Source organism: Pseudooceanicola nanhaiensis (genome assembly GCF_020171315.1).
Taxonomy (GTDB): Bacteria; Pseudomonadota; Alphaproteobacteria; order Rhodobacterales; family Rhodobacteraceae; genus Pseudooceanicola; species Pseudooceanicola nanhaiensis_A.
The window spans coordinates 157839-177544 of sequence record NZ_JAIUZP010000010.1; the positions used below are offsets into that span (position 1 = coordinate 157839).

27 protein-coding genes are annotated in these 19706 nt (G+C 67.8%); 12 read left to right on the top strand and 15 right to left on the bottom strand.

From position 1 onward, the window contains the following. Nucleotides 1-14: 14 nt before the first annotated feature. The 9 genes from LCM32_RS17295 to LCM32_RS17335 form a co-directional block, all read right to left on the bottom strand. A complete protein-coding gene (locus tag LCM32_RS17295) occupies nt 15-335 on the bottom strand; it encodes a chorismate mutase (protein WP_222489155.1) in 321 nt (106 codons plus the stop codon). After that, the gene (locus LCM32_RS17300) at nt 328-930 is read right to left on the bottom strand and encodes a GNAT family N-acetyltransferase (protein WP_224822346.1); all 603 of its coding nucleotides are present in this window, start codon (nt 928-930) and stop codon (nt 328-330) included. The genes LCM32_RS17295 and LCM32_RS17300 overlap by 8 nt, the downstream gene beginning before the upstream one ends. After that, nucleotides 927-1433: a GNAT family N-acetyltransferase gene (locus tag LCM32_RS17305; protein WP_224822347.1), complete on the bottom strand. Its 507-nt coding sequence runs from the start codon at nt 1431-1433 to the stop codon at nt 927-929. The genes LCM32_RS17300 and LCM32_RS17305 overlap by 4 nt, the downstream gene beginning before the upstream one ends. Next, nucleotides 1430-1975: a GNAT family N-acetyltransferase gene (locus LCM32_RS17310; RefSeq protein ID WP_224822348.1), complete on the bottom strand. Its 546-nt coding sequence runs from the start codon at nt 1973-1975 to the stop codon at nt 1430-1432. Before LCM32_RS17310 ends, LCM32_RS17305 begins: the two co-directional genes overlap by 4 nt. Continuing rightward, a complete protein-coding gene (locus LCM32_RS17315; protein ID WP_224822349.1) occupies nt 1972-2514 on the bottom strand; it encodes a GNAT family N-acetyltransferase in 543 nt (180 codons plus the stop codon). The genes LCM32_RS17310 and LCM32_RS17315 overlap by 4 nt, the downstream gene beginning before the upstream one ends. Beyond that, nucleotides 2511-3041, bottom strand: a complete 531-nt coding sequence (locus LCM32_RS17320; protein WP_224822350.1) for a GNAT family N-acetyltransferase — start codon at nt 3039-3041, stop codon at nt 2511-2513. Before LCM32_RS17320 ends, LCM32_RS17315 begins: the two co-directional genes overlap by 4 nt. Further along, entirely contained in the window at nt 3038-3565 is a 528-nt protein-coding gene (locus LCM32_RS17325; RefSeq protein WP_224822351.1) for a GNAT family N-acetyltransferase, read from the bottom strand. The genes LCM32_RS17320 and LCM32_RS17325 overlap by 4 nt, the downstream gene beginning before the upstream one ends. A gap of 81 nt (nt 3566-3646) precedes the next feature. Beyond that, a complete protein-coding gene (gene ffh / locus LCM32_RS17330) occupies nt 3647-5179 on the bottom strand; it encodes a signal recognition particle protein (RefSeq protein WP_224822352.1) in 1533 nt (510 codons plus the stop codon). A gap of 481 nt (nt 5180-5660) precedes the next feature. Then, entirely contained in the window at nt 5661-5858 is a 198-nt protein-coding gene (locus tag LCM32_RS17335) for a hypothetical protein (protein ID WP_224822353.1), read from the bottom strand. Nucleotides 5859-6118: 260 nt separating this feature from the next. Between LCM32_RS17335 and LCM32_RS17340 the strand changes: the two genes are divergently transcribed. Both LCM32_RS17340 and LCM32_RS17345 read left to right on the top strand, forming a co-directional pair. Further along, nucleotides 6119-7009 carry a LysR family transcriptional regulator gene (locus tag LCM32_RS17340; RefSeq protein ID WP_224822354.1) on the top strand — a complete coding sequence of 297 codons (891 nt, stop codon included), beginning with the start codon at nt 6119-6121 and terminating at the stop codon, nt 7007-7009. A 44-nt stretch (nt 7010-7053) separates the two neighbouring features. Beyond that, entirely contained in the window at nt 7054-7944 is an 891-nt protein-coding gene (locus LCM32_RS17345; RefSeq protein WP_224822355.1) for a DMT family transporter, read from the top strand. Here the strand turns inward: LCM32_RS17345 and LCM32_RS17350 are convergent. Then, the gene (locus LCM32_RS17350) at nt 7941-8309 is read right to left on the bottom strand and encodes an ArsR/SmtB family transcription factor (RefSeq protein WP_224822356.1); all 369 of its coding nucleotides are present in this window, start codon (nt 8307-8309) and stop codon (nt 7941-7943) included. The two genes, LCM32_RS17345 and LCM32_RS17350, sit on opposite strands and share 4 nt — an antisense overlap. 254 nt (nt 8310-8563) lie before the next feature. On the opposite strand from LCM32_RS17350, the gene LCM32_RS17355 reads away from it, so the two are divergent. The 6 genes from LCM32_RS17355 to LCM32_RS17380 all read left to right on the top strand — a co-directional run bounded on the left by LCM32_RS17355 (nt 8564) and on the right by LCM32_RS17380 (nt 11953). Continuing rightward, nucleotides 8564-9031: an OmpA family protein gene (locus LCM32_RS17355; RefSeq protein WP_224822357.1), complete on the top strand. Its 468-nt coding sequence runs from the start codon at nt 8564-8566 to the stop codon at nt 9029-9031. 227 nt (nt 9032-9258) lie between these two features. Next, on the top strand, nt 9259-9618 hold the full coding sequence (locus LCM32_RS17360; protein WP_224822358.1) for an AtpZ/AtpI family protein: 360 nt from the start codon (nt 9259-9261) through the stop codon (nt 9616-9618). 2 nt (nt 9619-9620) lie between these two features. Beyond that, nucleotides 9621-10379 carry a F0F1 ATP synthase subunit A gene (locus LCM32_RS17365; protein WP_224822359.1) on the top strand — a complete coding sequence of 253 codons (759 nt, stop codon included), beginning with the start codon at nt 9621-9623 and terminating at the stop codon, nt 10377-10379. Nucleotides 10380-10497: 118 nt separating this feature from the next. Next, nucleotides 10498-10734, top strand: a complete 237-nt coding sequence (locus tag LCM32_RS17370; RefSeq protein ID WP_222489169.1) for a F0F1 ATP synthase subunit C — start codon at nt 10498-10500, stop codon at nt 10732-10734. Nucleotides 10735-10812: 78 nt separating this feature from the next. Further along, nucleotides 10813-11385, top strand: a complete 573-nt coding sequence (locus tag LCM32_RS17375) for a F0F1 ATP synthase subunit B' (protein ID WP_224822360.1) — start codon at nt 10813-10815, stop codon at nt 11383-11385. Between the two features lie 4 nt (nt 11386-11389). Further along, nucleotides 11390-11953, top strand: coding sequence for a F0F1 ATP synthase subunit B (locus tag LCM32_RS17380; protein ID WP_224822361.1), 564 nt, complete (start codon nt 11390-11392; stop codon nt 11951-11953). Between the two features lie 67 nt (nt 11954-12020). Here LCM32_RS17380 and LCM32_RS17385 read toward each other — a convergent pair whose 3' ends face one another. Continuing rightward, nucleotides 12021-12455, bottom strand: coding sequence for an acyl-CoA thioesterase (locus LCM32_RS17385; RefSeq protein ID WP_224822362.1), 435 nt, complete (start codon nt 12453-12455; stop codon nt 12021-12023). A gap of 223 nt (nt 12456-12678) precedes the next feature. Between LCM32_RS17385 and gap the strand changes: the two genes are divergently transcribed. The 4 genes from gap to LCM32_RS17405 all read left to right on the top strand — a co-directional run bounded on the left by gap (nt 12679) and on the right by LCM32_RS17405 (nt 17475). Continuing rightward, nucleotides 12679-13749, top strand: coding sequence for a type I glyceraldehyde-3-phosphate dehydrogenase (gene gap / locus LCM32_RS17390; protein ID WP_224822363.1), 1071 nt, complete (start codon nt 12679-12681; stop codon nt 13747-13749). Nucleotides 13750-13876: 127 nt separating this feature from the next. Then, on the top strand, nt 13877-14272 hold the full coding sequence (gene cueR / locus LCM32_RS17395; protein ID WP_224822364.1) for a Cu(I)-responsive transcriptional regulator: 396 nt from the start codon (nt 13877-13879) through the stop codon (nt 14270-14272). Between the two features lie 75 nt (nt 14273-14347). Then, entirely contained in the window at nt 14348-15937 is a 1590-nt protein-coding gene (gene glpD / locus LCM32_RS17400; RefSeq protein WP_224822365.1) for a glycerol-3-phosphate dehydrogenase, read from the top strand. Nucleotides 15938-16197: 260 nt separating this feature from the next. Then, entirely contained in the window at nt 16198-17475 is a 1278-nt protein-coding gene (locus LCM32_RS17405; RefSeq protein WP_224822366.1) for an NAD(P)/FAD-dependent oxidoreductase, read from the top strand. 32 nt (nt 17476-17507) lie between these two features. Here LCM32_RS17405 and LCM32_RS17410 read toward each other — a convergent pair whose 3' ends face one another. From LCM32_RS17410 to LCM32_RS17425, 4 genes are all read right to left on the bottom strand, one after another. Next, nucleotides 17508-17984, bottom strand: coding sequence for a YbaK/EbsC family protein (locus tag LCM32_RS17410; RefSeq protein WP_224822367.1), 477 nt, complete (start codon nt 17982-17984; stop codon nt 17508-17510). Then, entirely contained in the window at nt 17981-18337 is a 357-nt protein-coding gene (locus LCM32_RS17415) for a DUF4186 domain-containing protein (protein WP_224822368.1), read from the bottom strand. The genes LCM32_RS17410 and LCM32_RS17415 overlap by 4 nt, the downstream gene beginning before the upstream one ends. Further along, entirely contained in the window at nt 18334-18681 is a 348-nt protein-coding gene (locus LCM32_RS17420; RefSeq protein WP_222489179.1) for a YigZ family protein, read from the bottom strand. Before LCM32_RS17420 ends, LCM32_RS17415 begins: the two co-directional genes overlap by 4 nt. A 108-nt stretch (nt 18682-18789) precedes the next feature. Next, nucleotides 18790-19704, bottom strand: coding sequence for a LysR substrate-binding domain-containing protein (locus LCM32_RS17425; protein WP_224822369.1), 915 nt, complete (start codon nt 19702-19704; stop codon nt 18790-18792). Nucleotides 19705-19706 lie beyond the last annotated feature (2 nt).

Genomic DNA, 19706 nt, shown 5'->3' on the forward strand with positions numbered 1-19706 from the left:
TGGACAGGCCGCCGTCAGGATTGGTGTTTCTTGTGGTGGCGAATGACTTCCTGAATGATGAAGTTCAGGAATTCCTTGGCGAATTCAGGATCCAGGTCGGCCTGAACCGCAAGCTCTTGAAGGCGCGCGATCTGGGTTTCCTCGCGCGCGGGATCGGAGGGCGGAAGGTCGTGGACGGCCTTCAGCCTGCCCACGCCCTGCGTGTGCTTGAACCGTTCCGCCAGCGTAAAGACGAGGATCGCGTCCAGCCGGTCGATGCTGGCGCGGTGCTCTTTCAGAAGCTCGGCTGCGCGGGCAGCCGTTTCGGCGGTGAGGTCGGTGCTGTGGTCAGTCAAGGGCGTAACCTTCGGGTTTGAACAAAGGGTCGGTATAGGACGCGATCTCGAGCGCGATGCCGTCCGCGATCTGGGACGAGACCAGATCGGCAGGCGCAGGATGGCGGTAGCAGACGTCGTTGCCGTCCACCGTGGCGGCGCCATCGTCGCGTTTCGCCCCCAGCCGTTCGGCGAGGCGAATCGAGTCGAGATTCTTGGGGTCGATGTAACTGACCGCGCCGTCCCAGCCCAGCGTTTCATAGAAATAGCGCCGCGCCGCGTGGGTCGCCTCCAGCGCATAGCCGCGGCCTGCGACCTCGGGCCAGATGATCCAGGCGATCTCGCGCTCGGGCCACTGGGCGGGGAACCAGCCACCGGCCATGCCGAGGGTGCGGCCGCTCTCGCGGTCGTGGATCATCCACATGCCATAGCCCCGGATCTGCCAGTGGCCGATCTCGGCCGCGTAGAGCATCCAGGATTCATAGGGGTTCAGCGGCCCGCCCATGAAGCGCGAGCGGTAGGAGGAGAAGGTCGCCTTGAAGTTCGGGTAATCCTGCGGCTCGGGGCCGCGCAGGATCAGGCGTTTCGTCTCCAGCACGGGGATCGTCGTCGTCATGCGGCGGCCTCCTCGTGGTAGCGGTAGACCACGTCGCCCACGTCGAAGATGACGGCGGCGGGGTCCAGCGTCGCGCCCAGCCGTTCCGCAAGGCGGATCGAGCGGGTGTTGTCGCGGTGGATATAGCTGACCAGCGTGGCCGCGTTCGGCTGGGCAAGGGCCCAGTCCCGCGCCAGCACGCCCGCGGCATAGGCCAGGCCGCGGCCCTCGAAGCCGTCCAGCAGGAACCAACCCAGTTCTCGTTCCGGGAAGTGCGGCGGCTGGGTCACGGCAATCTGGCCCGCAAGCACGCCGTCGGGCGTCTCGATGGCCCATCCGCCCTGCCCGACAAGGTCCCAGGATCCCACTTCGGAGGCAAAGCCGTACCAGGCGCTGCTCGCATCGGCGGGCAGGTCCATGTACTGCGCACGCGGCGACCGGAAGAACGTCCAGTAGGCATCGAAGTCCGACTGGCGGTGCGGGCGCAGGGTGACGTTGTCCGAGGTGAGAAGGGGGGCGCTCATGCACGCTCCTTCCGGGGATCGGGGTGACGGTAGATCAGCACCGGCGTGTCGAGCACGGTCGATTCCCGCTCCACGACGCAGCCCATCCGCTCCGCCAGTTTGCGCGAGCGGATGTTGTCCGGGTGGATCTGGCTGATCAGCGGCGCCATGTCCCAGGCCTCGGCGGCATAGGCACGCGCGGCGACCGCGGCGTCGTGGGCAAGGCCCTTGCCCTCGGCGCCCTCGAACATGTGCCAGCCCAGCTCGGGCTCCGGCCAGAGGGTCTCGTGGTGGTAGATCACGCCGATGCGGCCCACGGGCAGGCCGGTGGCGCGTTCCTCGACGGTCCAGAAGCCATAGCCGCGCAGCGCCCAGTGGCCGAGCACGGCGAGGAAACCCTGCCACGCGCCCCAGCGGTCCACGGGGCCGCCGATGAATGCCTTGCGGTCGGAGGCCTCGAAGGCAACGACGGTCTCGAAGTCGCTTTCCTTGGGGCCGCGCAGGATCACCCGCTCGGCCTCGACCACGGGGATCGCCGGGAAGAGATCGGGGACGCGGCTCATGCGTAGGCCTCCATCCCGCCCTCGGCGAGGTCCTCGGGCGCGGGGTGGCGCCAGACCTGAAGCGCGCCCCAGCGTTCGTGGGTGAAATCGCTGTCATGCCACGCGCCGAGCCGTGCGCAGACCCGGGCGGAGGGCGTATTGGCGGGCTTCACGAGGCTGATCAGCGTGGTCAGGCCGACCTCGCCATAGGCATAGGCGCGCGCGGCGGCACCGGCCTCGGTGGCATAGCCCTTGCCCTCGGAGCCCTCGAAGAGGTCCCAGCCCACTTCCGGCTCGGGGAAGCCTTCGGGGCACCAGAGGCCGACCATGCCGATGGTCCGGCCCGAGGCGGTCTCATCCACGATCCAGCGGCCGAAGCCGCGCAGCTGCCAGTGGCCGATCTCGGTCGCCAGCTGGCGCCACGTCAGTTCGGCGGTCATCGGACCGCCCACGAACTTGGACCGGTCGGAGGCATAGAAGGCCGTCAGCGTGTCGAAGTCCGACAGCGCAGGGGCGCGCAGCGTCAGCCGTTCGGTCGTGAGCGTCGGGATCGTGATCATGCTGCCCCCTTGGCCATGATGGCCACCAGATCGAAATCGTAATGCACCCAGTCCGGGTAGTTTGCCGCGCTGTAGCCCAGCACGCCGCCCAGCTTCTCCGCCAGCCTGCGGGAGCTCTGGTTGGCCTCGTGGGTATGGGCCGCAACGGCGGTCCAGCCACAGTCCTGCGCAAGGTGGCGGATCACCTCGCTCCCTGCTTCCATCGCAAGGCCACGGCCCGCGTCGGCATCGGACCAGAGGGTCCAGGTCAGCTCGGGCCCCACGGCGGGGTCGTGGTTGACGGGCCCGAAGAAGCCCATGGGCCGGTCGCTGCCCGGCTCGGCCATGATGTAGCGCCCGAAGCCGCGCGCCTCCCAATGGCCGAGGAAGGCGAGGAACTTCTCGGTCGCGGCACGGGTGGTCATCGGGCCGTTCAGATAGGTCATCCGGTGCCCGGTAGCGAAGGCCAGGTAGGCGGGCATGTCGCCCGCCACGGGACGACGCAGCACCATCCGGGCGGTGCGCAGGGTTTCGGCGGTGGGGGTCATGCGCACTGCCCTCCCGGGGCGTGGCGCCAGATCCGCATGTCGCCGGTCATCGGGTGGTTGAACAGCCCCTCGCGGGTCGCGCCAAGGCGGATCGCCATGTTGGTGGAGGGCGCGTTGTCGTCGCCCACCAGCGAGATGCAGGAGGACCAGCGGAGATCGTCAAAGACCCAGTCCAGCACGCGCCGGGCCGCTTCGGTGGCATAGCCGCGCCCCTCGCAGCCTTCCAGCAGGTGCCAGGTCAGCTCCGGCTCGGGCCAGTTGCGGGGATACCACGGGCCGACGAGGCCGAGCGGCACGCCGGTGGCCTTGTCGAGCAGGGCAAAGTGGCCGTAGCCGCGCAGGTGCCAGTGGCCCACGATCGTCGCCACCGACCACCAGGCCGCCTCGTCCGTGGACTGGCCGACGAAGCGCGGCGCGCCTTCCATCAGGAAGGCGGCAGTGGCGTCGAAGCCGGGGCCGACGGGGGCCACGAGGCGCAGGCGCTCGGTCTCCAGCTCGGGGTGGACGGGGGCCACGTGTTTCATGCGCGCACCTCTTCCGGCCCGGTCGCGCGGAGCGAACGGGGGCTTGTCGCCGTGGAGGAGGGGAGGGCGCGCAGCATCGGTTTACTTCTTCTTCCCGAAGCCGCCGAGACCGCCGAGGCCCGGCAGGCCGCCGGCGCCACCGAGGCCGCCCAGACCACCGGGAAGGCCGCCGGGCAGACCCTTGGCCGCGCCCATCTGCTTGGCCGCCGCTTCCAGCGCCTTGGGGTCCATCTGGCCGGGGTCCATGCCCTCGGGCATGCCGCCCTTGCCGAACATCTGGCGCATGGCCTGTTTCATCATGCCGCCTTTGCCCATCTTGCCCATCTTCTTCATGACGTCGGACATCTGGCGCTGCATCTTCAGCAGCTTGTTCAGCTCGGACACTTCCAGCCCGGCACCGGCGGCGATGCGCTTCTTGCGCGAGGCCTGCAGCAGCTGCGGGTTGGCGCGCTCCTTCTTGGTCATCGACTGGATCAGGGCGATCTGGCGGCGGATCATCTTGTCGTCGTAGCCGGCTTCCTGCACCTGCTTGGACATTTTGCCCATGCCGGGCATCATGCCCATGATGCCTTCCATGCCGCCCATCTTCATCATCTGCTCAAGCTGCATCTTCAGGTCGTTCATGTTGAACTGACCCTTCTGGAAGCGCTTCATCATCCGCTCGGCCTGTTCGGCCTCCAGCGTGGCTTGCGCCTTCTCGACCAGCGCGACGATGTCGCCCATGCCGAGGATGCGGCCCGCGATGCGTTCCGGCTCGAAGGTCTCGATGGCCTCCATCTTCTCGCCGAGGCCGACGAAGCGGATCGGCTTGCCGGTAACGGCGCGCATCGAGAGCGCGGCACCGCCGCGGCCGTCGCCGTCCATCCGGGTCAGCACGACGCCGGTGACGCCGATCTTCTCGTCGAATTCCTGTGCCACCTCGACGGCGACCTGACCGGTCAGGCCGTCGACTACCAGCAGGGTCTCGCGCGGGTTCACCACGTCGCGGACGTCGGCGGCCTGCTGGATCAGCTCCTGGTCGATGTGCAGCCGGCCCGCGGTGTCGAGCATGTAGACGTCATAGCCGCCGAGGGCCGCCTGCGTCTTGGCGCGCTTGGCGATCTGCACCGGGTTCTCGCCCTTGACGATCGGCAGCGTATCGACGCCGATCTGCTGGCCGAGGATCTGCAGCTGCTCCATGGCCGCCGGGCGGTTGACGTCGAGCGAGGCCATCAGCACGCGCTTGCCCTCGCGCTCTTTCAGGCGCTTGGCGAGCTTACCGGTGGTGGTCGTCTTGCCCGAACCCTGAAGGCCGACCATCAGGATCGGCGCGGGCGGGTTGTCGATCTTCAGCTTGCCGGGGTCTTCGGCACCGGTCAGCGTGGCGACCAGTTCGTCATGGACGATCTTCACGACCTGCTGGCCGGGGGTGATCGACTTGGTCACCGCAGCGCCAGTGGCCTTGTCCGTCACCGCCTTGATGAAGCTGCGCGCCACGGGAAGCGACACGTCAGCCTCCAGCAGGGCGACGCGCACTTCGCGCAGGGCGGTTTTGACGTCCTCCTCCGACAGAGACCCCTGTTTTGTGAGCCGGTCGAAGACGCCACCAAGGCGTTCGGACAGATTTTCAAACATGGCGGCCCTCCGTCAGGTCCGTTAATTCTACGATAGCCGCGATATCGTTACCGACAGCTCAAACGACAAGCGCCCCCGTGGGCGAACACTCGCTGACGGGGGGGCGATCCCGACGCGCCGCCGGGACCGGAAGTTGTCTCACTTCCGGAATTTGGGCCTGAGCTACGCCGCGCAGGCCCAAATGTCAAGTTTCAAGGGGCATTCTGCCCGGAGGTCCGGGCGATTTGATGACGCCTCCCCGGGGGAGGCCCGCCGGTCGCGGATCGGGGCCATCTCGGTCTCCTGCGATCCTGTTGCGGCGGTGCGCCCTCCCGGGTCGTGCCGTCTGGCCTTCCGCGGCTGCAGCCAGCCTGTCGAAGACCCCCGCGATGCGCAGCCGGTTGACCTGTTCCGAGGTCGCTGCGCCGTCGCGGCGTGTTCGCGCGATGATCATTGCGGGGCGTCGCGCGTCGTCCGGACCGTGCGATCTGCGGTGACCGTCTCAGACCGGCAGTGCCGGGCCATCGCCCATGTGGGCACGGGGCAGATCGGGTTCATTCTCGGCCGCGGCCTCGCTGACCTCTTCGTGGCCTTGCTGGAAGCGGGCCGGGCACCATGCCTTGGCCAATGCGCCCCAGTAGATCATCCAGGGGTTCATCGTGCAGGCGGCTTCGAACCAGGGATTGGTGTGTCTGGTCATGTCGGCCTCCTCTCTGAACACATCACATAGATGGGGATTGCGCGCCCGCGCGTGTAGGGGAGGGGACGAAAAACTCGGCGCGCGGGGGCCCTCGACCGGGGGTGTCATGTGCAGGGTTGCAGAGGTTTCCCTTGCATCTCCGCACAGATGGCGCATTGATGCCGGAAAAGGTTCCTCACCGCACATCCATTCCGGCGCGGGGGTAGGGACCGGAACGCAGACGCAGGGTCCGGCCAGCGGCCGGGCGCAGAGGCTTCACGATGGACAACTGGGACGAGATCAGAACGGCATTTCAGGTGGCGCGGCTTGGCACCGTGTCGGGTGCGGCAGAGGTGCTGGGTGTGCACCACGCCACCGTCATACGCCACATCGACGCGCTGGAGCAGCGGCTGGGGGTGAAGCTCTTCCAGCGGCACGCGCGCGGCTACACGGCGACCGAGGCCGGGCAGGACCTGCTGCGGGTGGCGCAGGCCACTGACGATCAGTTCAGCCAGCTGGCCGGGCGGCTGAAGGGCCGCGGCAACGAGGTCTCGGGAGAGCTGGTGGTGACCACGCTGAGCGGGTTGAGCCAGCTGCTGGTGCCCGTGATGGCGGAGTTCCAGAAGACCTACCCGGATGTGCAGCTCAGCTATCTGACCTCGACGCGGCTGTTCCGGCTGGAATACGGCGAGGCCCATGTGGCGATCCGTGCGGGCGCTGTGCCGCAGCAGCCCGATAACGTGGTGCAGCCCTTCCTGACGCTGAAGTACAAGATCTACGGCTCGCGCGAGTATATCGACCGCCACGGCATGCCCGAGGGCTTCGACGATCTGGTGAAGCACCGCTTCGTCGGGACCGACAACAGCCAGAGCCGCGCGCCCTTCGCCCGCTGGATGAGCGAGAACATCCCGGCGCGGCAGGTGGTCTTCCGCTCGGGTGACCTGACCTCGGTTCGGCAGGGGATCCTGTCGGGCGTGGGGCTGGGCTTCCTCGCGGATTACGAATGCGGCACCCACCCGGAGCTGGTCGAGGTCTATGCCGCGCCCGATGAATGGGCGACCTCGCTCTGGCTGGTGACCCACATGGACCTGCACCGCACCACGAAGGTGCAGACCTTCCTGAAGTTCCTCAAGGATCAGACCAAGCACCTGCGCGCGGCTGCCCCGGAATGAGCGTCGCCCCGCAGGAGGCAGGAGACAAGGGCAGGGGGCTGGCGATGAGCGAGACCCTGCGCGGTCACCTCGCCATGCTGCTCTTCTCCATCCTCGTGGCGGGCAGCTTCTCCCTTGGCGGGCTGGCGGCGCCGCATGTCTCGGCGCTGGCACTGAACGCGGTGCGCTTCATGCTGGCGGTGACGCTGCTGGGGATCGCGGCGATGCTCACCACCGGGCTGCCGCGCAGCGCCCTTGCCGCGCCCTGGCGCTATCCGCTGCTGGGGGGCATCTACTCCCTCTACTTCGTGCTGATGTTCGTGGGGCTGAAGACCGCGCATCCGGTGTCGGCCTCGGCGGTGTTCACGCTGATGCCGCTGATGGCGGTGGTCACCGGCTGGCTGATCATGCGGCAGGTGGCGGGGCCGAAGGTCCTTCTGGCGCTGCTGGTGGGCGCGCTCGGGGCGATCTGGGTGATCTTCCGCGGAGACCTGTCCGCTTTGGCGCGGCTCCAGATCGGCCGCGGAGAGGCGATCTACATGCTGGGATGCGTCGCCCATGCGACCTACACGCCGATGGTGCCGCGATTCAACCGGGGCGAGCGTCCGCTTGTGTTCTCCTTCTGGGTGCTGGTGGCGGGGGCGACGATCATCACCCTGATCGGCTGGCGCGACATCCTCTCCACCGACTGGGCGGCGTTGCCGGCCATCGTATGGATAACAATCGTCTATACCGCTGTTTTCGCGACGGCGATCACCTTCGTGCTGATGCAATACGCCTCGCTGCGCCTGACCGCGGCAAAGGTCCTCGCCTACACGTACCTCACCCCGACCTGGGTGATTCTGTGGGAGCTCGCCCTGGGCCACGGGGCGCCGCCGCTGCTCTCGATCGGTGGAATACTGCTCAGTTTCGTGGCAATTTCGATGCTCTTGCGCGGAGATCGCCGCCGAGCCTAGGCGGTTTCGTCCGTTTCAGGCGCCTCGGGCAGCTCGCTGGCAAGGAACCGCTCGAAGGCCTCGAGGTTGACGGGCTCGAACTGGCCGAATCCCTGCATCCAAACCGAAGCAACTCGCAGCGCGTCAGGCTCGATCTGGCACCATTTCACCCGCCCGCGCTTGTCCTGGCTGATCAGCCCGGCCCGCGTGAGGATGGTCAAATGCTTGGAAATAGCGGCCAAGGACATCTCGAAGGGTGCCGCTACGTCAGTCACGGCCATGTCGTCTTCCAGCAACATCTGCAGGATCTGGCGCCGCGTCGGGTCTGCCAGGGCCGCGAAAATCACGTCCAGATCGGGGGCCTGCTGAGGGGTGGCTGCGTTCATATTCCGGTTAAGCCTTGAGCCAAAATCCCCGTCAAGCGTTAAACTTAGGCCAAACGGTGCCGTATTCTGGCCACACATGGCGAAATTCCGCCGGATTTTGCTGCGCTTGCAATTTTAGCGGCAACAAGGCATGTAATTTAGCATTGGTAAAACGCACCCCTGAACGCATTTTGGAACGGAGTTTTCCCCCTATGCAACGCGCTCGCAAGCTTCTTGCCTCCATCGCCGTCGCCGCGGCACTTCCCACGGCCTCCATGGCCCAGGATCCCTGCGGCGCGGTCGTGTACTTCCCGAACGACGTCTCGGCCCTGAACAGCGATGTTCAAACTGCCGTTCAGCAGGTGATGGCTCAGGCCCCCACCGCAACGGTTGACGTCACCGGCTACGCCGACGCCGTTGGCGCCGCATCGTACAACGCTGTCCTCTCGGGCAAGCGCGCCACCAACGTGGCCAACTACATCAAGGAAGTCGCACCCGGCGCGACCATCAACCAGGTCATCGCCGGCGGCGAGATCGCAGGCACCGGTTCCAACCCGGTCGACCGTCGTGTTGAAATCCGCCTGCCGGGCTGTACCGCTGCTGCACCGCTGCCCGGTGGCCTGAGCGCCGCAACCATGGCCGCACTGGCCGCGGGCGCTGCCGTCATCATCCTGCTGACCGACGACGACAGCTCGGACACCACGACCACGACCACCACCACGACCGGCGCCACCGGCTCCTGATCGTGACTGCCTGAGGGCACCGGGGTTAATTCAACCGACAAGTTGAATATGCCCCCGGACCGCCCGGAACGGCCACACCAGACGAGATTGGAAAACCCCGCCCGGAAACGGCGGGGTTTTTCTGTGTTTTAACAGTGGGTTATGCTGCGGCAATCTAGCGTTTACGGCTTATTGACTCGCACCCCCTCACCGCATAGCAACGTCGCAACGAACCGATGGGGACCCCAGTGAGCGATCAAGACCGCGAGGCGCGCATGGCAGCGCTTGAGGCCAAGATCGCCGCCGCCAAGAAAGCGGTGGAACCTCCTGCTCCTTCGGAAAGCCATTACAATCAGGCGCAGGTCGCCTGGAGGATGGTGACGGAACTTGTGGCCGGGCTTGGGCTCGGCTTCGCGATCGGCTTCGGACTGGACACCCTCTTCGGGACCAAGCCCATCCTGCTGGTCGTATTCACGATGCTCGGCATGGCCGCCGGCGTGCAGACGATGGTCCGCACCGCGCGCGAGCTGGAGCGAAAGAACGCGGCCGAAACGGCCGGAACGGACGACGAGAGCGGGCAGAGCCCGCGAGACGGTGAGGGACACTGACAATGGCGACGGAAGCGGCACACGACGAAGGCAGCTCTCTGGTTTTCCACCCGATGGATCAGTTCATGGTCAAGCCGCTGTTCGGCGATGGCCCGGTCCACTGGTACACGATCACCAACGTGACCTTCTGGATGGCGATCACCGTGCTGGGCGTTCTGGCGCTGCTGGTGCTGACCACCTCCAAGCGTGCCACCGTTCCGAGCCGCGGCCAGTCGATGGCGGAACTGTCCTACGGCTTCATCTACAAGATGATCGAGGACGTGACCGGCAAGGACGGCCTGAAGTACTTCCCCTACGTGATGACGCTCTTCATGTTCATCGTGTTCTCGAACATGCTGGGCCTGCTGCCGCTGTCCTTCACCACCACCAGCCACATCGCCGTGACCGCCGTTCTGGCGCTGCTGGTCTTCGGCTTCGTGACCATCCTCGGCTTCGTGAAGCACGGCACCCATTTCCTCGGCCTCTTCTGGGTCACCGCGGCACCGCTGCCGCTGCGCCCCGTGCTGGCCGTGATCGAGCTGATCTCGTACTTCGTGCGTCCCGTCAGCCACTCCATTCGTCTTGCCGGTAACATGATGGCAGGCCACGCGGTGATCAAAGTCTTCGCAGGCTTCGCCGCCATCGCCGCCGTCTCGCCGGTCTCGGTCATCGCGATCACCGCCATGTACGGCCTCGAGGTCATGGTGGCCTTCATTCAGGCCTACGTGTTCACGATCCTGACCTGCGTGTACCTCAAAGACGCGCTGCACCCGGCACACTGACCCTTTACCGCGGGGCGGGCCTCGGTCCGCCGCGCAGGCAGCCTGGCTGCCAGAACGATCACCGGCGGACCCTTCCGTCAGAACAAAGACTTCCAATTCCATCGTAAGGAGAGACATCATGGAAGGCGATATCGCAGAACTCGGCAAGTACATCGGTGTTGGTCTGACCGCCATCGGCATGGGCGGCGCAGCAATGGGTGTGGGCAACGTGGCAGGCAACTACCTGTCGGGCGCGCTCCGCAACCCCTCGGCCGCTGCTTCGCAGACCGCCACCCTCTTCATCGGCATGGCCTTCGCAGAAGCCCTGGGGATCTTCTCGTTCCTCATCGCTCTGCTGCTGATGTTCGCCGTCTGATCCTGCAGGACCATCCTTACGCGCGGGTGGGTTCCTGAGCGGACCCACCCGTAGTAATTAAGGTTCCAGGGGGACGACATGGCAACAGAAACGCACACTGCCGAAGGCCAGGGGCTGGCGGACGCGACGGGGATTGCGGGCGATCACGCCGGTGCATCCGCCGCGGGCATGCCGCAGCTGGACCTGTCGCATTTTCCGAACCAGATTTTCTGGCTTCTGGTCACGCTCGTCGTGATCTACCTGGTGCTGTCCCGCATCGCGCTGCCGCGCATCGGGGCCGTTCTGGCCGAACGGGCCGGCACGATCACCAATGACATCGCCGCCGCCGAGGACCTGAAGCAAAAGGCCGTCGAGGCCGAGGACGCCTATAACAAGGCCCTCGCAGACGCCCGCGCCGAAGCGAACCGGATCGTCGCCGAGACCAAGGCTTCCATCCAGGCAGACCTGGACGAGGCCATCGCCAAGGCTGACGCCGAGATCGCCGCCAAGGCCGCCGAGAGCGAAAAGGCAATTGCCGACATTCGCGCCGGTGCGCTGGAAAGCGTTCAGATCGTCGCAAAGGATACCGCTGCCGCCATCGTTTCCGCCCTGGGCTTCGAGCCGAAGGCAGAGCAGATCGACGGTGCCGTGGACAGCCGGGTGAAGGGGTAAGGACATGCGCAAACTTGCACTGACCACCACCGCCGCCGCCCTGCTGGCTTCGCCTGCAATGGCTGCCTCGGGTCCGTTCTTCTCGCTGCACAACACGAACTTCGTGGTGCTGCTGGCCTTTATCCTGTTCGTCGCGGTCCTTGTGTACTTCAAGGTGCCCTCGACCATCGGCGGCCTGCTCGACAAGCGTGCCGAAGGGATCAAGTCCGAGCTCGACGAAGCGCGCAAGCTGCGGGAAGAGGCCATGGCCCTGCTGGCCTCCTACGAGCGCAAGCAGAAAGAGGTCGCCGCCCAGGCAGAGCGTATCGTCGCTTCCGCCAAGGACGAGGCCACTGTCGCCGCTGAACAGGCCAAGAAGGACCTGCAAGTCTCGATCGCGCGCCGCATGGCCGCTGCCGAGGAGCAGATCGCTTCCGCCCAGGCCAGCGCCGTGAAAGAGGTCCGCGACCAGGCTGCTGCCGTGGCCGTCGCCGCGGCCCGCGAAGTGATCGCCGAGCAGATCACCGCGACCGAGGCCAACAAGCTGATCGACTCTGCGATCGGCGAGGTCGAGGCCAAGCTGCACTGAGCCCCAGGTTTCAGTCACCAGTCATAAGACCCGGCCCCCGTGGCCGGGTCTTTTCGTTTGGGCGCCCTCAGGCCGGGGTGCGCAGCGCCAGGGCTTCCAGCTGGGCGCGGATGGCGCCGCTGATCGGTTCCGGCCGCCGGGTCTCGTCCGACACTTGCACCATGATCGTGCGCCCCGTGGCGCAGCAGGTGCCGTCCCGATAGATCGCGTGGGCCATGACGACCGAGGAGGTGCCGATCTTCTCGACCGCGGTGCAGATCGTGATCTCGTCCGGCCAGAGCAACTCGTGCCGGAAGCCGATCTGAAGGTCGGCCACCACGAAGGAGGTGCCGCCCTCCAGAACCCCTGTCCGGGCATTGTAGAGCATGTGGGCGCGCCCCTCTTCGAGGAGGGAGGCGTAGACGGCGTTGTTGATATGGCCCTGCCGGTCGGTGTCGCCATAGCGCAGACGGCTGGCAAGCTGGTGCGGGAAGGCCGCCTGGGGGGGAGGAAGCTGTTTCATCCCTCTCCGATAGGCAGCGCCGGGGGAGGGGGCAACCCGGTCCTTGCTGTTTCGCCGCGTCCCTGTGTGGCCACGCAGGGCGGATGCCCGCCGCAAGGGCAGCCGCCCTTGGCGGGCCGGTCATGGATGTGCTATCTCGTCCGCGTTAGCGCTAACGAATCTCGCATGGGGATGCGGGAAGGCGCCGGCCCCGGGGGAGGGGCCGCGCAGCGGAGGAAGAAAAATGACCGGCACAGCGACTTCGGGAACAGTGAAACTTGCGATCAACGGCTTTGGCCGGATCGGGCGGATGGTCCTGCGGGCCTGGATTGAATCCGGGCGGCAGGACGTGGAGATCGTGGCGATCAACGATCTGGGCCCGATCGAGACCAACGCCCATCTTTTGAAATACGACAGCGTCCACGGGCGCTTCCCGGCCGAGGTCGAGGTGCGGGAAACGGCGATCATCGTGAACGGCCACGAGATCCGGGTGACGGCAGAGCGTGACCCGGCCGCCCTGCCATGGGCGGACGTGGACATCGCGTTGGAATGCACGGGGCGCTTTACCAAGCGCGAGGCTGCGGCGGCGCATCTGAAGAACGGATCGGCCAAGGTGCTGATCTCGGCCCCGGGGGAGGGCGCCGATCGCACGGTGGTCTTCGGGGTGAATGATGCGGAGCTGACGCGGGACGACGTGGTGGTCTCGAACGCCTCCTGCACCACCAACTGCCTTGCCCCCGTGGCCAAGGTGCTGGACGCGACCTTCGGGATCGAAACCGGCTACATGACCACGGTGCACGCCTATACCGGGGACCAGCCCACGCTGGACACGCTGCACAAGGACCTCTACCGCGCCCGGGCTGCTGCCATGTCGATGATCCCGACCTCGACCGGGGCCGCCAAGGCGGTGGGCCTCGTCCTGCCGCAGCTCAAGGGCAAGCTCGACGGCTCGGCCATCCGGGTGCCGACGCCCAATGTCTCGGTCGTGGATCTGACCTTCATGCCAGCCCGGCCTGCCACGGTGGAGGAGGTGAACGCCGCCATCCTCGCCGCAGCCAATGGCGCGATGAAGGACGTGCTGGCCGTGACGGAGGAGCCGCTCGTCTCCATGGACTTCAACCACCAGCCCGCCAGTTCCACCTTCGCCACCGGGCAGACCCGCGTGACCGAGGGCGGCATGGTCCGCGTGCTGAGCTGGTATGACAACGAATGGGGCTTCTCCAACCGGATGCTCGACACCGCCACCGCCATGGCCGCCACGGGCTTCCCGGCCTGGCAGGTCGCTGCCACCGCCACGGGCGACCAAGAATTTTAAGCAGAATTCTTGGGAAATTTCTTACTTAAGAAATTTCGGCGCCCGGCGGCGGGGGGTAAACCTTCCCCGGACTGGAAGCCCGGCGCACGGGCGCCTATATCAGGGTCAGGCGGTCAGGGAGACATCCATGAACATCGGCGACGTGGCAGAGGCCAGCGGGCTTTCGGCAAAGACCATCCGCTACTACGAGGACATCGGGCTGATCCGGCCCGGCCGCGGTGAGAACGGCTATCGCCGGTTCTCGGACACGGACCTGCACAAGCTCAGCTTCCTGTCGCGCTCGCGCTCGCTGGGCTTTTCCATCGACGATTGCCGCGCCCTGCTGGCGCTCTACGAGGACCGGGAGCGCGCCAGTGCCGACGTCCGCGCGGTGGCGCAGCAGAACCTCGCCCGGGTCGAGGCCAAGATCGCGGAGCTGGAGGGCCTCAAGGCCACGCTCTCCGACCTCATCGGCAAATGCCACGGCGACACGCGGCCCGATTGCCCGATCCTCGCCGATCTCGCCGCCGCGCCACAATCTTGACCTGACCCGGCCCTTGCCGCGCCTTTCTCCCCGGTCACACTGCCACCGGGGAGCAATCGAAGACGTGGGTGGGCCATGACAGACAGCGGGCAGTTCGATCTTTTCATCATCGGTGGCGGCCTTCACGGCTGCGCCATTGCGCGCGACGCCGCCGGGCGGGGCCTCTCGGTCGCCCTGGCCGAGAAGGGCGATCTGGCCAGCGGCACTTCCGGGGCCAGCGGCAAGCTGCTGCAGGGCGGGGTCGGGGACCTCGAAACCCTCCGCTTCGCCGAGATTCGCGAGGCCCTGCAGGAGCGCAACACGCTGATGCAACTGGCCCCGCACCTGGCCCGTCCCCTGCGCCTCGTGCTGCCGCTGACCCCCGACGCCCCGATGGCGAGCCCCAGTGCCGCCACCAAGCTCTTCTCGACCTTCCTGCCCTGGCTTGGCACCCGCCGCCCCAACTGGATGATCCGCATGGGGCTGCGCCGCTATGACCGGATGGGGGGCGGGGTCCTCGAGTCCCCCGCCGAGGTCGATCTGACCAACGTCCTGGGCCGCATCCTGCGCCGCCGGCCCGGCGTGGCCTACGAGATCACCGAGGCGATGGTGGACGACGCCCGCCTGACCGTGGCCACCGCCGTGGATGCCGCCGCCCGCGGCGCGCAGGTGATGACCCGCACCGCCGTCACCGCCGCCCGGCGCGAAAACAACCACTGGCGCATCACGCTGGAGGATCAGCAGACCGGCGCCACGCGCGACGTGACCGCAAGCGCCGTGATCAATGCGGCGGGACCCTGGGCCGGGCAGATGCTGGCCCAGGCCTTCAAGCGCCCGCCGAAGCAGCCCACGCGCCTGCTGCGCGGTAGCCACGTGGTGACCCGCAGGCTCTACGATCACGATCGCGGCTATATCTTCGAGGGGCCGGACCGCAGCCTGCTCTACATCCTGCCCTTCGAGGAGGATTTCACCCTGATCGGCGCCAGCCGGGTCGAACATATCGGCCCGGACGTCCCCGCGGCCTGCAGCCGCGACGAGGCCGAGTTGCTCTGCGACCGCGTGACGGCGCTGCTCGACCGCGAGGTGACGCCCGAGGATGTCCTGTGGAGCTACTCCGGCCTGCGCCCGCTGCCCTACGAGGAGGAAGAGGGCACCGCCACGGGATGGCGCCAGCCGGAGCTTGCCCTGGCCGAGGGGCCGGGGGCACCGCTGCTGAGCGTCTTCGGCGGCAGGATGACCACCCACCGCCGTACGGCCGAGGCCGCCGTGGACCGGATCAGCGCCTCGCTGGAACGCGCCACGCAGGGCTGGACGGCCCGCGCTGCCCTGCCGGGGGGCGATCTGCCCGCCAATGGGCTGGAGAGCCTGATCTCGCGCCTGCGCCGCCGCTACAGCTTTGTCAGCGAAGGCTGGGCGCGGCGGCTGGTGACCAGCTATGGCACCAAGGCCTTCGAGGTTCTGGGCGACGCGGTGCATCTTACCGACCTCGGCCGCGATTTCGGCGCGACGCTCTTCGAGCGTGAGGTCCGCTGGCTGATGGAGCAGGAGTTTGCCCAGACCGCCGAGGATGTCCTCTGGCGCCGGGGCAAGCTGGGCCTGCGGATGAGCCCTGGCGAGGTCTCGGCCCTGCAGGGCTGGATGAGCGCCGCTCAGACCCCCGCCACGCCGGAGACCGAGGTCGCCTGACTGCGGCAGATCGCTGCCGCCTGACCGCGGTGGACGACTGCACCCTGACCGCGGTGGGCTGGTGGCAAATGGCCCGGAATTTCCTTTCAGGACAGCCCCCTGCGGCGCAGACCGCCCGCAGGGGGCTGTCTGATGCTGCCTTGCGCAGCGGCAAGGCCGCGCGACGTGACGCCATGCGATCTGGGGCTGGCAAGTCGCCGCGCCCGGTCCTAGTCTCGCGCAACCCCCATCTCCCAGCGGGCACAGGAAAGGTCGGCGACATGGCAGGCACGGCAGGCGGCAACGGCAATCTCTGGTCGGCGACGGCCGGCGCGGCGGTGGACACATCCCCGCTGACGCAGGACCTGACGGTCGATCTGGTCGTTGTCGGTGGCGGGTTCACGGGCCTCTCCGCGGCGCTGCACGCGGCAGAGCAGGGCGCCTCGGTCTGCCTGCTGGAGGCCGAGGAGATCGGCCACGGCGGATCCGGCCGCAACGTGGGCCTCGTCAACGCGGGGCTCTGGCTGCCGCCCGGCGACGTGGCCAAGATCATGGGCGAACGCCCCGGCGCGCGGCTGAACGCGGTGCTGGCGGGCGGGCCGGACATGGTCTTTGACCTGATTGCCCGGCACGACATCGCCTGCGAGGCGGTGCGTAATGGCACGCTGCACTGTGCCCATGCGGCCTCTGGCATGCGCGATCTTGAACGGCGCCACGCCCAGCTGACCCAGATCGGCGCGCCGGTCAGCCTGCTGTCGGCCGAGGACGCCCGCGCCCGCACCGGCAGCCCGGCGGTTCACGGCGCGCTCTTCGATCCCCGGGCGGGCACCGTGCAGCCCAAGGCCTATGCCCGCGGACTTGCCCGGGCCGCCATGACGGCGGGCGCGCGGATCGTGCAGGGCCAACCAGCCGGCAAGCGTCAGTCCACCGGTGACCGCTGGATCGTCGAGGCGGGAGGCCACAAGATCACCGCGCGGGCGCTGATCGAGGCCACCAACGCCTATGGCCAGACGCCCGGACGGTTCACGCCGATGCATTACTTCCAGATGGCCACCGCGCCGCTGCCCGAGGACCTGCTGAAGGACATCCTGCCCGGGCTGGAAGGCTGCTGGGATACGGCGCTCGTCATGTCCTCCTTCCGGCGCGATGCGGCGGGGCGGGTCATCGTTGGGGGCATCGGCGCACTCGACCATGCCGCCAGCGGGGTGCACGGGGCCTGGGCGCGGCGCAAGCTGGGCCGGCTCTTCCCGCAGCTCGCCGGGCAACCGCTGGAGCACGCCTGGCACGGGCGCATTGCCTCGACGGCGGATCACCTGCCCAAGATCGAGCGCTTCGGCGTGCGCGGCTATGCGGCCTACGGCTACTCGGGGCGCGGGATCGGGACGGGCACGCTCTTCGGCAAGGTGCTGGCGCAGGCGGCGCTGAGCGCGGAAGAGGCGGCGCTGCCGCTGGTGCCGGTCCCCGCCTACGCGGAGAAGATGACCGGCGCGCGGGCGCTCTACTACGAGAGCGGCGCGGTCACGATGCATGGGCTGGAACTGGCGGGCCTCAAGCGCTGAGACCCCGGTTCAGGCGGGGGCAGCGTCGCGCCTCAGGCGATGAGCGTCGCCGCCCGGCCGCCACTTGCGGCAATGGCATCGGCGGGCGCAAGCGCCACCATCAGCCCGCGCTGCCCGCCGTTCAGCACGATCTCCTCCGCCGCCGCCATGGCGCTTGCCTCGAAGAGCACCGGCACGCGCTTCTTCTGGCCGAAGGGGCTGATCCCGCCGGTGCGAAAGCCGGTCAGCCGTTCTGCCTTGGCCGGGTCCATCATCTGCGCCGACTTGCCGCCAAAGCCCGCCGCGACCCGCTTCATGGAGAGGCTCTGGTCCGAGGGGATCACCGCACAGCAGGGCTTTCCGTCGACCTCTACCATCAGGGTCTTGAGGACGCGGGCGGCCTCCACCCCGATGGCCTCTGCCGCGTGGAGGCCGATCTTGTCCTGCCCCGCGACGTACTCATAGGCGATCAGCCGGAAGGGGACCTTCGCCCGCTCCAGCGCAATGGTGGCCTGTGTGCCCTTGCTCATCCGCGATACCCCATTTCCCGGTCGATCCAGCGCAGGATCACCTGCACCACCTCTGCCTGTTCGGCGTCGCTCAACGCCCGCCCGGCCGCAAGCCCGTGCCATTTCGCAAGACAGCCCCGGCAGCAGCAGGCCGTGGCGTGTTGCGCGACGAAAACCGGATGGCCGCGCATCGGGGTTTGCTTGCCGTCGTTGATTGGCTGCGCGGGCGCCAGCCGGTCGCGGATGAAGTCCTGCGCATGGGAGAGGATCACCGCGCGGCCCTTCTGATCCGCATAGGCCCGTTCCCTGGGGCCAAGGTGAAACCGGCTGCGGAAGGGGGACCGCGCCAGACGGGCGAAGAGCGCGTCGCTCACAGCCCCTCCAGATAGATGCGCACGGCCTCCTGCACATGGCGGAACCGATCCCCGCCCAAGTGCTTGCCGCCGTACCAGCGGGTCACCACGACGATATGATCGTAGAGGCCCTCGCGTTCCAGCATCCGCAGGATTACCATGCCCGCGCCGCTTTCGCCGTCATCGTTCTTGATCGGCGCGTCGCGGGTCAGCAGGCCCCATGTGTTGTGGGTCGCCTTAGCGAACTTCTTCTTCCGGCACAGCGCCTTGATGAAGGCCTTGGCCTCCTCCTCGGAGGTGCAGGGCCCGCCGGAGACGGCGTATTTCGACCCCCGGTCGGAGATGATGTTCTCGATCACGCGCATGGGGAAAGGGGGTAGGGCAGCGCGCCGCCGGGATCAAGGGCGGGCGGATCGCGGCGCCGGTCCGGGGCTGTGGGGGGCTGGGGCCATGGGGCGCCAGTGCGCCGCCGCTCAGCCCTGCGCCAGCGGGCGGAACCGGACCTCGCCCACCAGCCAGTCCCGGAAGGCCGCCACAAGGGGCGCGTCGCCGTGCCCCTCCGGCGTGACGATCCAATAGGCGAGGTCGGTGGCGTGGGGCTGATCCAGCATCACCTTCAGCGCGCCGCTCTCCAGCTCGGCCTCGATCAGGTATTGCGGCAGCAGGGCATAACCCATGCCCGCAAGGGCCGCCTCGATGGTGAGGGAGAACTGGTCCATCCAGTGCCCGCGCAGCGCCTCCGCCCCCTCGATCCCCTGTGCCGCGAACCAGTCGGGCCAGAGCCCGGGCCTTGTGGTCAGATGCAGCAGGTCGCGGCCGATCAGGTCCTCGGGGCGGGCGACGGGCGGGCCGTCGCGCAGGGCGCCGCCTGCCACGGGCAGGACGATCTCGGAACAGAGGTAGGTGCAGCTGCCGCCGGGCCAGAGCGGCTGACCGAAGTGGATCGCAAGGTCACAGCCGCTGCGGGAGAAGTCGAAAAGCTCGCGCTTGGTCGTCAGGTCGACGCGCAGGCCGGGATGCGCCGCGAGGAAGCCGGGCAGGCGCGGCATCAGCCAGCGGCTGGCAAAGCTGGGCAGGGCGTTCACCGCCAGCACCGCCTCGCCCGCGGGTCCGGCGAGCGCATGGCGCATGGTGGCCTGCGACAGCGAGAGCAGCCGTTCGACCTGTGGCAGCAGGCTGCGGCCGGCCTCGGACAGCACGACCCGGCCGCGCAGCCGGTCGAAGAGCACCTTGCCGGTCTGGTCCTCCAGCTCCTTTATCTGGCGGCTGACCGCGCTCTGGGTCAGGTGCAGCTCCTCGCCCGCGCGGGTGAAAGAGCCATGGCGGGCCGCAGCCTCGAAGGCCTGAAGGATGCGCAGATCGGGAACAAGGCGGCGGGGGGCGGTCATGA

Excerpts from the sequence above, each read along its gene's own strand:
- LCM32_RS17310 (WP_224822348.1), bottom strand. The coding sequence starts at position 1,975 with ATGAGCCGCGTCCCCGATCTCTTCCCGGCGATCCCCGTGGTCGAGGCC.
- LCM32_RS17320 (WP_224822350.1), bottom strand. The coding sequence starts at position 3,041 with ATGACCCCCACCGCCGAAACCCTGCGCACCGCCCGGATGGTGCTGCGT.
- LCM32_RS17340 (WP_224822354.1), top strand. The coding sequence starts at position 6,119 with ATGGACAACTGGGACGAGATCAGAACGGCATTTCAGGTGGCGCGGCTT.
- LCM32_RS17385 (WP_224822362.1), bottom strand. The coding sequence starts at position 12,455 with ATGAAACAGCTTCCTCCCCCCCAGGCGGCCTTCCCGCACCAGCTTGCC.
- glpD (WP_224822365.1), top strand. The coding sequence starts at position 14,348 with ATGACAGACAGCGGGCAGTTCGATCTTTTCATCATCGGTGGCGGCCTT.
- gap (WP_224822363.1), top strand. The coding sequence starts at position 12,679 with ATGACCGGCACAGCGACTTCGGGAACAGTGAAACTTGCGATCAACGGC.
- LCM32_RS17410 (WP_224822367.1), bottom strand. The coding sequence starts at position 17,984 with ATGAGCAAGGGCACACAGGCCACCATTGCGCTGGAGCGGGCGAAGGTC.
- LCM32_RS17425 (WP_224822369.1), bottom strand. The coding sequence starts at position 19,704 with ATGACCGCCCCCCGCCGCCTTGTTCCCGATCTGCGCATCCTTCAGGCC.
- LCM32_RS17325 (WP_224822351.1), bottom strand. The coding sequence starts at position 3,565 with ATGAAACACGTGGCCCCCGTCCACCCCGAGCTGGAGACCGAGCGCCTG.
- LCM32_RS17405 (WP_224822366.1), top strand. The coding sequence starts at position 16,198 with ATGGCAGGCACGGCAGGCGGCAACGGCAATCTCTGGTCGGCGACGGCC.
- LCM32_RS17315 (WP_224822349.1), bottom strand. The coding sequence starts at position 2,514 with ATGATCACGATCCCGACGCTCACGACCGAACGGCTGACGCTGCGCGCC.
- LCM32_RS17355 (WP_224822357.1), top strand. The coding sequence starts at position 8,564 with ATGGCCCAGGATCCCTGCGGCGCGGTCGTGTACTTCCCGAACGACGTC.
- LCM32_RS17300 (WP_224822346.1), bottom strand. The coding sequence starts at position 930 with ATGACGACGACGATCCCCGTGCTGGAGACGAAACGCCTGATCCTGCGC.
- ffh (WP_224822352.1), bottom strand. The coding sequence starts at position 5,179 with ATGTTTGAAAATCTGTCCGAACGCCTTGGTGGCGTCTTCGACCGGCTC.
- LCM32_RS17370 (WP_222489169.1), top strand. The coding sequence starts at position 10,498 with ATGGAAGGCGATATCGCAGAACTCGGCAAGTACATCGGTGTTGGTCTG.
- LCM32_RS17380 (WP_224822361.1), top strand. The coding sequence starts at position 11,390 with ATGCGCAAACTTGCACTGACCACCACCGCCGCCGCCCTGCTGGCTTCG.
- LCM32_RS17365 (WP_224822359.1), top strand. The coding sequence starts at position 9,621 with ATGGCGACGGAAGCGGCACACGACGAAGGCAGCTCTCTGGTTTTCCAC.
- LCM32_RS17335 (WP_224822353.1), bottom strand. The coding sequence starts at position 5,858 with ATGACCAGACACACCAATCCCTGGTTCGAAGCCGCCTGCACGATGAAC.
- LCM32_RS17345 (WP_224822355.1), top strand. The coding sequence starts at position 7,054 with ATGAGCGAGACCCTGCGCGGTCACCTCGCCATGCTGCTCTTCTCCATC.
- LCM32_RS17305 (WP_224822347.1), bottom strand. The coding sequence starts at position 1,433 with ATGAGCGCCCCCCTTCTCACCTCGGACAACGTCACCCTGCGCCCGCAC.
- LCM32_RS17350 (WP_224822356.1), bottom strand. The coding sequence starts at position 8,309 with ATGAACGCAGCCACCCCTCAGCAGGCCCCCGATCTGGACGTGATTTTC.
- LCM32_RS17420 (WP_222489179.1), bottom strand. The coding sequence starts at position 18,681 with ATGCGCGTGATCGAGAACATCATCTCCGACCGGGGGTCGAAATACGCC.
- cueR (WP_224822364.1), top strand. The coding sequence starts at position 13,877 with ATGAACATCGGCGACGTGGCAGAGGCCAGCGGGCTTTCGGCAAAGACC.
- LCM32_RS17375 (WP_224822360.1), top strand. The coding sequence starts at position 10,813 with ATGGCAACAGAAACGCACACTGCCGAAGGCCAGGGGCTGGCGGACGCG.